Source organism: Streptomyces sp. NPDC048269 (assembly GCF_040652395.1).
Classification (GTDB): Bacteria; Actinomycetota; Actinomycetes; order Streptomycetales; family Streptomycetaceae; genus Streptomyces.
In genome coordinates, this window is record NZ_JBEZLW010000010.1 from 17,914 (window position 1) to 29,318 (window position 11,405).

Annotated in this window: 11 protein-coding genes; 4 read left to right on the plus strand and 7 right to left on the minus strand. The window is 71.6% G+C overall.

Annotated features, from left to right (window positions below):
- The first annotated feature begins 87 nt into the window (after positions 1-87).
- Positions 88-441: a hypothetical protein gene (locus AB0D48_RS13785; RefSeq protein WP_362395016.1), complete on the plus strand. Its 354-nt coding sequence runs from the start codon at positions 88-90 to the stop codon at positions 439-441.
- Positions 442-569: 128 nt separating this feature from the next.
- Positions 570-1,619 (plus strand): NlpC/P60 family protein, encoded by a 1,050-nt coding sequence (locus AB0D48_RS13790; protein WP_362395019.1) that lies wholly within the window; start codon positions 570-572, stop codon positions 1,617-1,619.
- A 720-nt stretch (positions 1,620-2,339) separates the two neighbouring features.
- On the opposite strand, the gene AB0D48_RS13795 is transcribed toward AB0D48_RS13790, so the two are convergent.
- The 4 genes from AB0D48_RS13795 to AB0D48_RS13810 all read right to left on the minus strand — a co-directional run bounded on the left by AB0D48_RS13795 (position 2,340) and on the right by AB0D48_RS13810 (position 7,055).
- The gene (locus AB0D48_RS13795) at positions 2,340-3,617 is read right to left on the minus strand and encodes a hypothetical protein (protein ID WP_362395021.1); all 1,278 of its coding nucleotides are present in this window, start codon (positions 3,615-3,617) and stop codon (positions 2,340-2,342) included.
- A gap of 239 nt (positions 3,618-3,856) precedes the next feature.
- Positions 3,857-4,969, minus strand: a complete 1,113-nt coding sequence (locus AB0D48_RS13800; RefSeq protein WP_362395024.1) for an alpha/beta hydrolase-fold protein — start codon at positions 4,967-4,969, stop codon at positions 3,857-3,859.
- 83 nt (positions 4,970-5,052) lie between these two features.
- Positions 5,053-5,754, minus strand: coding sequence for a response regulator transcription factor (locus AB0D48_RS13805; RefSeq protein WP_362395027.1), 702 nt, complete (start codon positions 5,752-5,754; stop codon positions 5,053-5,055).
- Positions 5,751-7,055 carry a PspC domain-containing protein gene (locus AB0D48_RS13810; RefSeq protein WP_362395030.1) on the minus strand — a complete coding sequence of 435 codons (1,305 nt, stop codon included), beginning with the start codon at positions 7,053-7,055 and terminating at the stop codon, positions 5,751-5,753. The genes AB0D48_RS13805 and AB0D48_RS13810 overlap by 4 nt, the downstream gene beginning before the upstream one ends.
- A 131-nt stretch (positions 7,056-7,186) precedes the next feature.
- Between AB0D48_RS13810 and AB0D48_RS13815 the strand changes: the two genes are divergently transcribed.
- Positions 7,187-8,515 carry a PspC domain-containing protein gene (locus tag AB0D48_RS13815; RefSeq protein WP_362395033.1) on the plus strand — a complete coding sequence of 443 codons (1,329 nt, stop codon included), beginning with the start codon at positions 7,187-7,189 and terminating at the stop codon, positions 8,513-8,515.
- The gene (locus tag AB0D48_RS13820) at positions 8,502-8,735 is read left to right on the plus strand and encodes a hypothetical protein (protein ID WP_362395036.1); all 234 of its coding nucleotides are present in this window, start codon (positions 8,502-8,504) and stop codon (positions 8,733-8,735) included. Before AB0D48_RS13815 ends, AB0D48_RS13820 begins: the two co-directional genes overlap by 14 nt.
- On the opposite strand, the gene AB0D48_RS13825 is transcribed toward AB0D48_RS13820, so the two are convergent.
- From AB0D48_RS13825 to AB0D48_RS13835, 3 genes are all read right to left on the minus strand, one after another.
- Complete coding sequence (locus AB0D48_RS13825; protein WP_362395039.1) at positions 8,672-9,193, minus strand: DoxX family protein; 522 nt, start codon at positions 9,191-9,193, stop codon at positions 8,672-8,674. The genes AB0D48_RS13820 and AB0D48_RS13825 overlap by 64 nt on opposite strands.
- A gap of 18 nt (positions 9,194-9,211) precedes the next feature.
- Entirely contained in the window at positions 9,212-10,468 is a 1,257-nt protein-coding gene (locus tag AB0D48_RS13830) for a hypothetical protein (protein WP_362395042.1), read from the minus strand.
- Positions 10,469-10,570: 102 nt separating this feature from the next.
- Positions 10,571-11,353, minus strand: coding sequence for a class II aldolase/adducin family protein (locus AB0D48_RS13835; RefSeq protein WP_362395045.1), 783 nt, complete (start codon positions 11,351-11,353; stop codon positions 10,571-10,573).
- Positions 11,354-11,405 lie beyond the last annotated feature (52 nt).

Below are 11,405 nucleotides of genomic sequence, written 5' to 3' on the forward strand. Positions count from 1 at the left end.
GGAGGGTAGACGGGGAGCGCGGGCCCCTCCCCTTCTACGCTCCGGCCCGCCCGGAGGACGCCGACGGCCGCCCCGTACGCTCGACGCATGACCGTCCTGATCAATGTCTTCGTCGGCCTGCACATCATCGGGATCGCCTCGCTCCTCGGCGGCTTCCTGACCCAGATGAAGGCGATGGGCGCGGGCACCGCCCGCTTCGTGCCCGCCATGCTGCACGGCGCGCTGACCATGCTCGTCACCGGCGTGCTCCTGGTCGGCTTCAACGAGATGGACGGCACCGCCGTCAACAACATCAAGATCGGCGTGAAGCTCGCGATCCTCTTCGTGGTCCTCGCCCTCGTCTACGTCAAGCGTGACGAGGAGCGGGTGGAGAAGGCCCTGTTCGGCGCGGTCGGCGGACTGACCGTGGTCAATATCTTCATCGCCACCCTCTGGCACTGATCCGCTTCGGTCCAAGGCGGCCATCCCCGGTCGCATCAGACCACTTACGGTCATCCCGACATCCGCCCGTTACCTGCGGGTCTAGCGTCCTCCTCCAAGCACCGACCGAGGAAGGACGTGAGGCCCTCGTGGCCAGTCATCGAAAGCCCAGGCAGCGCCCGCTTTCCGGCGGCACCGTACGGACCGCCGCCACCACCCTCGCCCTCGCGGGCGCTGCCACCGCCACCGCCTTCGAAGGCACCTCCCAGGCCGACCCGCAGCTCACCGCCGCGCAGGTCGAGTCGGAGGTGGAACGGCTCTACGAGGAGGCGGAGGCGGCGACCGAGCGGTACAACGGGGCGAAGCAGAAGGCCGACGAGGCCGAGCACGCGCTGGCGGGCCTGCGTGACGAGACCGCCCGCAAGACCGACCAGCTCAACGCCGCCCGCGGCGCGCTCGGTTCGCTCGCGGCCGGTCAGTACCGCAGCGGGGGGACCCTGGGCACCGCGGTGAAACTCGCGACGGCCGACAACCCGCAGGAATACCTCTCCCAGGCCTCCTTCATCACCCGCGCCGGGGACCGCAACGCCGTCGGGATCAGCACCGTGCGCCGCAAGCTCGACGAGGTCGGCAAGCTGCGGGAGCAGGCCGCCGGGCGGCTCGCCGAGCTCCGCGCACAGCGGGACGAGCTCGCCGGCCGCAAGGCCGAGATCGAGGGCAAGCTCGCCACCGCCAAGCAGCTGCTGGCCAGGCTCACCGCCGAGCAGCGGGCCGCGTACGAGGCCCGTACGGTCGGCGCCTCCCCCGTCGCCCGCCCGCAGTCCGCGCCGGCCCCGGCGCCGGTCGACGGCTCGCGCGCGGCCCGCGCCGTGGCCTTCGCGCACGGCGCGATCGGCAAGCCGTACGTGTGGGGCGCGACGGGTCCGGGGTCGTTCGACTGCTCGGGCCTGACCCAGGCGGCCTGGCGCTCGGCCGGGGTCTCCCTGCCCCGCACCACCTACACCCAGATCAACGCCGGACAGCGCGTCTCCCGCGACCAGCTGGCCCCCGGTGACCTGGTGTTCTTCTACTCCGGGGTCACGCACGTCGGCATGTACATCGGCAACGGCCAGATGATCCACGCCCCGCGACCCGGTTCGACGGTCCGGATGGCCCCGATCGACTCGATGCCCTGGGCCGGCGCCTCCCGCCCGGCGTAGCCACTCGCCGAAGCGCTGGAGCAGTTCAGGAGCCAGTGATCGCACTCCTCCGGAGCCGGCGGCGCCGCCGGGGTACAGGCTTTCACCAGCCCGAAGACCAGGATCCCGATGAGCACCAGGATCCCGGCGGAGATCAATCCGCGCCGGCGCCCCGGCAAGGACGGTGTGCGCCCCGGCAAGGAAGGTGTGCGCCTCGGTACGGGGCGTCCGGTCGTTGACGGCTGTGCTCCGGGCCGGGGCGGAATCTGGGTTCCGGTGAGAGCCGATCGCAGGGGGAACGCCCGCCCGGACTGGACCGTGAAGCCCTCCTCGTCACCGAGGAACCGGCCGTAGACACTCAGCGCCGTCGCACGACAGGCGTTCAGATCGCCCTGGTGCGTTTCGGCGATCCCACCGTCCACGCTGACGAATCCGTACATCAACTGGAGAGGGCGGCCGTACTCGTCCCGCGGTGGCGGGTGCACGGGTGCGGCTCCCGGCTCTGCGATGTCGACTGCGGTGACCTGGTGCGTCGCGTGCACGACCGTCAGAGGACGTCCGGCCCGGGTGACCACCTGCATGACCTGTGCCCGGTCCTCCACCCTGCTCGGCACCACCGAATCGTCCAGCACTCCGTAATCGCCATCGGCGACCAGGAAGTCGGGGGCGAGCAGCGTCCGATAGCCGCTGTACCGCCCGCGGGCGACGAGGAACGGCCACGCCTGTGAGCGGCCGTCCATGTCAGGACAACCTGGAGTGCGGCAACTGGTCTTCCAGGACCGCCACTTTCCGGCGCATGTCCTCGAGGACCCGGCGCCGCGCGTCGCGGAACTGTTGATGGCTCTGCTCGGCCTGACTCAGTTCCCGGTCGAGACGCATCTGAGACTCCGTGCGCTCCCCGCCCACGGAGTCGAGGAGCATGCTCAGCACGGCGTTCCCCGACACCACTGCCCCCGAAGGACCGAATGCGGCGAGCATGGCCTTGCCGGCCGCCCGGCCGGCGAAGGTGGCCAGCGAGGCGACCGCCTCCATCGGGGCCATCTGGTTGCGCCGGCGGACCTCGGCGTGGAAAGCCGTACGGGCGTCCTCGTCGAGTCGGCGCTCCACCTGGTCGAACAGGTCGGGAACCACGGCCGACAATGGAACGTCGACGCGCGTGGGATGCACCTTCCCCGCGGGCATTTTGACGACCCTCCCGGTGGAGTCGACGGTCGCGAATCCCGGGCCCACCGCACTGACGGGGATGAGGCGGACGGCCCGGGTGTTGCCGTGGATCTTCACCAACGACCGGAAGTGATCGTTCGAGGTCAACAGGTCCTGCACGAGCTCCAAGCGGACCCTCTCGTCGGGGTGCAGATCAGCGAGCAGGTCCCACTTGGTGATGACGAAGCTGACGGGACACTCCGCCTCGATCATGATCGGCACCAGCGCGTTGAGGGTCTGCTCGAGACGGACCTGTCCCCGGGGGGAACCGTCCAGGTGCTGCCGCACGTTGTTGCCGTCGATGATTCCGATCATCGCGTCGGCCTGCCGGATGTTGTTGTACAGCTCTTCCTGCACCGTCGATCCGGGCGCCTGGGGCTCCGTCAGGAGTTCCCCCGCATATTCCAGGTACTTCAGATGGAGCATGGGCCGTGGCCGAACGCCCTCGGCGATCTGGGTCTTCACCGTGAACGTGAAGTGCCGCGTCTCCCCCTTCGCCGTTCCGGGTGGCCAGCCGGCCTCCACCGCCGTATCCGCCATCTGGCTGTACCACTGATTGAGGTGCAGCACGTCTTCCGGCGAGGCCTTGAGGAAATAGCTCTGGCCTGCCGGCGACTTGAGCCGGTGGTACATGCTGGCCAGCAGCAGCGTCTTGCCCGAGCCCTGCAGTCCCAGGGCCACGACCTGGAACGTCGGAGTGGCCTCCTCGATTTCCAGCTCCGGGCGGGAGTCCCTGGGGTTGTTCCACCCTCTGAACGCCCTGCGGACCAGGACCAGGATGACGATCACAACGATGATCACTATGACGACACCCACTGTGGCTCTCCGTCCCGGCAGCCGGAGTTGTCGGCCGCCGCATCAACGGGAAGTGGGACCGCCGGGCGCACATGAACGGGCCTGGAGCTGGGGGGTGGGAGAGGGGCAGGGACAGCGCCCGAAGGCCTCGTGTTCCCAAGGTTTCACGTCCCCAAGGGACACCGCTCTCACTTCCATCGTCCCCGATCACCGCCGCCCCGGCCAGTCGGGGCGGCGGTCAAAAGCCGGTAGACCTTGACCTACGGGGCCTTGACCACGGAGCTGAGCCAGCCGAAGGTCTGCGGCAGTTGCTTCGACCACGATTCGAGGTTGTGGCCGCCGACCACCTTCTCCGCGTGCACCACCGTCGGGGCCTTCGCCAGTCCCTTGAGGTCCATGCCGGACAGATAGCCGTCCTGCTCCGCCCCCGACATCCACAGCGCGACCGCCGGCGGCGTGGGCGCGGCCTTGAGCACGTTCTTCAGGTTGTGGGTGGTGCGCAGCTGCGGATCCTGGGCGACCAGCGAGGAGGGCTCCTGGCCCGGGTCGTTGTACCCGGACAGGGAGACGGCCGCGCTGTAGCGGTCGGGGTGGGCGATCGCCAGCTTGGCGGCGCAGTACGCGCCGGCCGAGTACCCGGCCACCCCCCACGTGCGGGCCTCGTCCGAGACGCGGAAGTTGTCGGTGACCATCTTGCGGACGTCGACGCTGAACCAGCTGTCGGCGTTGACCTTGCCCGGGAGGTTGGCGCAACCGGTGTCGGCGTTGCCGAGCAGCATGGCGCGCGGCGAGACCAGGATGAACGGCTGTACCTTGCCGCTCTTCATCAGCGGCTCCAGCACCTCGTGCGCCTTGAGCCCCTGGAACCAGGACTTGCCCGTCCCCGGTATGCCCGGGATCAGCTCGACCACCGGGAACTTCTTGTCCTTGAAGGCCGGGTCGTCGTACTGCGGCGGCAGCCACACCATGACGTCGCCCTTGACCCCGGAGACCTTGCCGTCTAGCTCGGTCTTCTGGACGCGGCCGCCGAGACCTTCGACCGGCTGGAAGGCCTGCTTGACCTTCGGCTCGGCCTTGACCTCCGAGGCCTTCTTCCCGCCGAGCCCGTCCGGCCCGAGGTCGGGGGCGGCGGTGACGTACTTCCCGGTGCCGAACAGATCGCCCCAGGAGGCGTAGAAGTTCATGTCCCGGTTGAGTGCGATGAACACCACCGCGATGGCGGTGACCTGGGCGAACACCACCATCAGGGCGCGGGTTGCCACGCGTACGGCGGCAGGCCCGCGCACCTTGCTCCACACGGCCAGCGGCAGGACGACGGCGATCACGGTCAGCACGACCGCCGTCACGAACAGGGGAGTCCCCGTCAAGCTCATCACGGCAACGTAGAGGGCCGCACGGCCCGACCCGGTTGCCCGGGGGGCCTGCGGCATGAATCACACCGCTGCCTGCCGCACGGTCACACCAGGCGGCGTGCGGTGGCCCAGCGGGTCAGTTCGTGCCGGTTCGACAGCTGGAGCTTCCTGAGCACCGCCGAGACGTGCGACTCCACGGTCTTCACCGAGATGAAGAGCTGCTTGGCGATCTCCTTGTACGCGTACCCGCGCGCGATCAGCCGCAGCACCTCGCGCTCGCGCTGGGTCAGGCGGTCCAGGTCCTCGTCCACCGGCGGCGCGTCCGTCGAGGCGAAGGCGTCGAGCACGAAGCCCGCCAGCCGCGGCGAGAACACCGCGTCCCCGTCCTGCACCCGGAAGACCGAGTCCACCAGGTCGGCGCCGGTGATGGTCTTGGTGACGTAGCCGCGCGCGCCGCCCCGGATGACCCCGATGACGTCCTCCGCCGCGTCGGACACCGACAGGGCCAGGAACCGCACCGGGTTCTCGGCCGCCGTCATCAGCGGGGCGCAGCGCCGCAGCACCTCGACCCCGCCGCCGCCGGGCAGGTGCACGTCCAGCAGGACGACCTCGGGCCGGGTGGCCGTGATGACGGTGACGGCCTGGTCGACGTCGGCGGCCTCGCCGACGACCTCGACGCCGGTCCGCGCGGTCTCGCCGATCTCGGCCTGTACGCCGGTGCGGAACATCCGGTGGTCGTCGACGAGCACCACCCGTACGCGCCGGGCCCCGGTCCCGTTCTCAGTCGTCCCAGCTGCCTCGGTCATGCTGTGTTCGCCGCCCTCTCCATCTCCAGCTCGACTTCCGTGCCGCCGTCGGGCGCGGACCGCAACCGTGCGGTCCCGCCGTTGCGCTGCATCCGGCCGATGATCGATTCTCGTACGCCCATGCGGTCGTCCGGTACCGCGTCGATGTCGAAGCCCGGTCCCCGGTCCCGTACGGACACGAAGACCGTCTGTCCCTCCACCTCCGCGTACACCTGCACGGGCCCGCCCTCGCCACCGTACTTGGCGGCGTTGACCATTGCCTCGCGCGCGGCCTGGACCTGCGCCGCCAGCCGCTCGTCGAGGGGGCAGTCGCCGACGAGCACGACCTCGATGGGGACGCCGTGGTGGTCCTCCACCTCGGCGGCGGTCTTCTTCACGGCCTCCGCCAGGGTGGCCGGCTCCTCGGCCTCGTCCTTGCCGGTGCCCTCGGGCTTGTACAGCCAGTTCCGCAGCTCGCGCTCCTGGGCCCGCGCGAGCCGGCGTACCTCTCCGACGTCCTCGGCGTTGCGCTGGATCAGGGTCAGGGTGTGCAGGACGGAGTCGTGCACGTGGGCGGCGACCTCGGCGCGCTCCTGGGCACGGATGCGCATCAGGCGCTCCTCGGAGAGGTCCTGGGTCATCCGGATGAGCCAGGGTCCGGCGAGCAGGGCGACGCCGACGAGGACGGCGAGGGTGGCGGTCAGGACGTTGCCGAGCTGCGCCGCGGAGCCGCGTACGACGATGAAGACGGTGAGGCCCACGCCGACCAGTACGACACCCGCGAGCGCCCGGGCGACGGGGAGGAGACGCCCGTGCCGGGCGGCGGCCTCGTTCCAGTGGGCACGCCGGGAGTTGTCGGCCTGCCGCCATACGAGGACCACCCCGGCCCCGACCAGCAGCGTCGGCCACACGTACCGGCCGGAGGCGCCGCCGACCTGGACCCGGGAGATGAAGATGCCCGCGCCGACGCACAGGGCGATCAGCGCGGTGATCTGTCCCCGGTCGGGTTTGCGCAGGCGGCGGGTGCCGTCGGGCAGGCTCTCGAAGTAGGAGCGGTGTCCGGCGCGGCCGCCGACGCCCAGCGGTACGAACACCCAGAAGGCGGCGTACAGCAGCACGCCGAGGCCGTCCCCCCACATGAACAGGCCGAGGAAGGCCAGCCGGACCCAGATCACCGGAAGCCCGAGGTGCCCGGCGAGACCCCGCGCGACACCGCCGAGCATCCGGCCGTCGGCGCTGCGGTAGAGCTTGCGCTGCGGGACGTCCTGACTCGACGAGGGTTCCGGTGCGTGCGGGGTACGGGGGGCGGCGGCTACGGGCATGTCACCGATGGTCACACGCGCGGGGGCGGCCGGGCATCAGGGCTGCCCCCCAATTCCGGCCGGGGGATATCAGGGTTGTGCCAGGGTCGGGCCGGATGCCACGCGGCGCGGGAGCCCGTCACCATAGACCCATGACCGAAGTACACGACGCCCCGCCCGGGGGTCCCCCCGGACGAAGTCCGGGGGAGGAGCCCGGGGCACCCCAGTCCCCCGACGCCCGGCCTCCCCTGCGCCGCAGCAAGCGCGACAAGGTCCTCGCGGGCGTGTGCGGAGGGCTGGGCCGGTACTTCGACCTGGACCCGGTGGTCTTCCGGATCGTCCTCGGTGTCCTCGCGGTCACCGGCGGCGTCGGACTGATCTTCTACGGCTTCGCGTGGCTGCTGCTGCCCCTGGAGGGCGAGGACGACAGCGAGGCGAAGAAGATGCTGACGGGCCGGGTCGAGGGCGCCACCCTCGCGGCGGTGTTCGCCGCCCTGGTGGGCTGCGCCCTGTTCCTGTCGATGATCGACAACGGCGTCCTCGCGGTCTTCTCGGTGCTGGTCATCCTGGCGCTGGGCGGCGCCTCGTACTGGTCGCAGCGGCGGCGCCTCACCCGGCCCCCGGAGGCGCAGGCCCCCGCCGCGCACTCGCCCGCTCCGCCGGAGACGAAGGCCCCGCCCGCCCCGGGCAGCCCGTCGTGGTGGCGGGACCCGCTGGTCAAGGACGGCACCACCGGCCCGGTCGGCGGCACGGGGTACCTGTGGGGACCGGACGACGCCGCCGACGCGGTGCGGGTCGCCGGTGCGCCGAAGGCGGCCGCGAAGGCGCCGGCCGTCCCGGCCCGTCCGCGCGGCGGGATCGGCGGCCGGGTCTTCGTGCTGGCGCTGCTCGCCGGGACCGTCGGTACCGCGGTCACCTGGCAGGGCCATCCGCTGGCCGAGGCCCTGCAGACCGGGTTCGCCGCCGCGCTGGTCGTCTTCGGCCTGGGGCTGGCGGTCAGCTCCCTGCTCGGGCGCACCGGCTTCGGCACCGTCGTGCTGGCCCTGCTGACCTCGGGGCTGCTCGCGGTGGCGGCCGTACTGCCCCGGGAGATCGGCACGGATTGGCAGGAGGTCGAGTGGCGTCCGGCCGCGGCGGCCGACGTACGGCCCGTGTACGAGGCGGACACCGGGTTCGCCACCCTCGACCTCAGCCGCCTGGACGTGCCGAAGGGCACCACCCTGGCCGTCGCGGCCTCCCTCGACGCGGGGCGGCTCAAGGTGATCGTGCCCCGGGAGGTGACGGCCGAGGCCGACGTGACGATCGAGCTGGGCGACATCCGGATGCCCGGGGACACCAGCGAGGACGTACGCGTCCGCGGCGGCGGCGAGCACCAGCGGGAGACCCTGCCGCCCCCCGCCGGCACCGAGGCCGGCGGGACGATCGAGCTGCACCTGAACGCGGGTGTGGGACAGGTGGAGGTGGCCCGTGCGGCGTCATGAGTTCCAGCCGGGACGGCTGATCGCGGGCCTGGCCATGCTGGTGGCGGGCGTGTTGTACCTGCTCGACAGCGGCGGCGAGGCCGACGTGCCCTGGTTCGTCGTGGTCCCCATCGCACTGGGCGGGCTCTCGCTCGCGTCGCTCGTGGGGATGGTGACCTACGCCGTACGGCGGGACCGGCGCGGCCAGCTCGATCGGACAACGGAGTCCAGGGACAGGTAGGGCGCCCCGGCGAGGATCAGCGGGGTCCAGGCCATCAGGTAGATGAGGTCGTTGCCGTAGTAGTACGGGGTCACCGCCCATGAGACCGTGAGCCACAGGCTGAGCGAGATCAGCGCTCCGCCGACGGCCGCGATCCGGGTCAGCAGGCCGGCCAGCACCCCGAGGCCCACCAGGATCTCCCCGATGGCCAGGGCCACCGCGAAGCCGACGGGCGACTTCAGCGCCAGGTCCACCAGGGCGGGAACGGCGGAGGTGTCGCGCACCCCGCGCATCAGCTCGCCGATGGAGCCCGCGCCGGAGGCGGAGAGGAACGCGGAGTCGGTCAGCTTGTCCAGACCCGCGTAGACGAAGGTCACGCCGAGGAAGATCCGCAGGGGCAGCAGTGCGTGCCGGGCCGCCGATTCCTTCAACGAGGAAGACTTCGGCGGGAGGATGCGAGAGACATCAGTTCGGGTCACGCGTCATGTGTACCCCGATCACTCGGCCACGTCGACGGTGCAGCGGTTGGATTCCACTCCCGCGGCGGTCACCACCTGGATCTCGACGCGCCCCGGTTCCACTTCCGCCGGGACCGGCACGGTCAGCACGGCATCGGAGGGGTTGGTGAACCCACCCGCCACCGGGACCAACGGCACGTGCACGTGGACCGCCCCGATCCGCACCACCAGCCGGGCCAGCATCTCCGGAGTCTGCGCCCCGGGCGGCACGAAGCCCACGCCCCGGATCTCGATGTCGTCCCCGGGGCGGACGGCGGCGTCCAGGTCCCCGGGTTCCCGTCTGCGGACCACGGACAGCACCAGCGGGCGGGTGCCCTCCGCGTACTTGGCCGCCAGGTACACGGCAGCCGACAGGGCCACCAGCAGGGCCAGCGCCCAGGGCAGCTGCGGGAGCCGGTCCGGGAAGCGGGCCAGCGACGCCGCCGCGTAGGCCAGCACCACCGTCGAGACGAGCACGTACTGCGCGTCCGGGAAGCTGCCGCGCCCCGCGTCGTCCGTCACCAGGTCCACGCCGCGCGGCCGGTCGGCGGGCAGCTTCTGCAGCCGCTGGCCCATGATCCGTACGGCGACCACCCGGCGCACCAGCACGGCCACGACCGAGGTCAGTGAGACCACCGCCAGCAACGGCAGGGCACGGTCCAGGGCCAGCCCCGCGTACAGGGCCTGCCGCTCCGGTCCGGGCGAGGAGGCCGCCAGCCGCAGCGCGGGCAGCAGCGCGGCGAACGCCGTCAGCACCACCCAGGCGCTGGGCACGGTCTTGGACGTGGACAGCCGGTTGTCCTCGCCTACGAGCGGGGCGAGGAGTCCGCCGCGCACCGACTGGGCGCGGGCCGCGACGGTGAGCAGCCCGGCCAGCGCGAGGGCCGTCAGCAGTCCGGCGGTGCGGGCCGTGGACCAGCCGGTGCCGAGCGCGGTGCCGACCTGGACGAGGAGCAGGACCCCGGCGGCGATCCACACGGCGAGCACGGCCCGCCGCGAGAGCAGGTACAGCCAGGAGTTCCCGGCCTCCCGGCCGCGGTCGGCGACGGTGCGGGCCGACAGGGTCAGCTCGTCGGAGACCCACTGGCGGGAGGCTCCGAGAGAATGGGCCACGGCGGCCGGCACTCCCTGACCCGCGGCGAACTCGTCGCGCTTCTCCAGGAACGCGGCGACGGCGCGGCGGTGCCCTTCTCGCGCGCAGTCCTCGCAGGTGCAGGCGGCGGTATGGGTACTTCGGGAGATCTCTTGGAGAGCCACGTGCGTGCCGCCTCTCTGAACTACGGTGCAATGCCAGCGAATTGTGCACCACTGCGGCAGTGTTCCGGATTGCGCACGATGTCAGAGCAGGTGATTAACGGTTCATGATGTTGACGCCACCGTCTGCCACAGCGGTTGGTAGCTCACCCAGGCCGCCAGATCGCCGCCGAAACGCTCGCGTGCGGTCACGGCACTGTGGTGATCGATGAGCACCGGCTTTCCGGCCGCCCGTGCGATCAGCTGGACCTGCGCCGCCCGCTCCGCCACGAGGAACCACCAGGCGGCCGCGTCCACCGAAGCGCCGACCGTCAGCAGCCCCTGGTTGCGCAGGATGAGCGCCTTGTACGGGCCGAGCGCGCGGCCGATCCGCGCGCCGTCCTCGGCGCCGGAGTACTCGTCGAGGAGCGCATGGTCCTCGTAGAAGGCGCAGGCCTCGTGGGTCACGGGGGCGAGCAGTTCACCGAGGCAGGCGAGGGCACGGCCGTACGGGGCCGGCGTACGCACGACGGCCACGGCCTCGGGGCGCGCCCGGTGCACGGCGGCGTGCACGGCGAAGGCCAGCTGGTTGACCCGCCGCTCCCCCTGGAGCACCCGCCCGTCCCCGTCGACCAGCAGCAGGTCCTCGGCGCCCAGACCGGCGAAGGCCCGGCCGAAGGGGTTCACCCAGTAGCAGTCCTCGAACTCCGGGTCCCGCGCGGTGACGTGCCCGGCGACCCCGTCCTCGTACCCGAGGCGCGCGAACAGCCGCAGGGCTCCGGCGAGCCGCTCCTTGCGGTAGTCGCGCGCTTCCCGGACGGTGTCGTGCACGGGGGGCAGGTCCAGGTGCAGCCGGTCCACCGGCACCGGGGCGGGCTGCGCGCCCGGCCTCCCCGTCTCGTCGGCCATCGCTCGCTCTCCCTTCGTTCGGCTCCGCCGTCGTCGGCGCAAGGTACTTGCC

What these genes read in the sequence shown, in the direction of transcription:
- AB0D48_RS13785 (WP_362395016.1), top strand. Translation starts at nt 88, where the DNA reads ATGACCGTCCTGATCAATGTCTTCGTCGGCCTGCACATCATCGGGATC.
- AB0D48_RS13800 (WP_362395024.1), bottom strand. Translation starts at nt 4,969, where the DNA reads ATGAGCTTGACGGGGACTCCCCTGTTCGTGACGGCGGTCGTGCTGACC.
- AB0D48_RS13805 (WP_362395027.1), bottom strand. Translation starts at nt 5,754, where the DNA reads ATGACCGAGGCAGCTGGGACGACTGAGAACGGGACCGGGGCCCGGCGC.
- AB0D48_RS13810 (WP_362395030.1), bottom strand. Translation starts at nt 7,055, where the DNA reads ATGCCCGTAGCCGCCGCCCCCCGTACCCCGCACGCACCGGAACCCTCG.
- AB0D48_RS13815 (WP_362395033.1), top strand. Translation starts at nt 7,187, where the DNA reads ATGACCGAAGTACACGACGCCCCGCCCGGGGGTCCCCCCGGACGAAGT.
- AB0D48_RS13835 (WP_362395045.1), bottom strand. Translation starts at nt 11,353, where the DNA reads ATGGCCGACGAGACGGGGAGGCCGGGCGCGCAGCCCGCCCCGGTGCCG.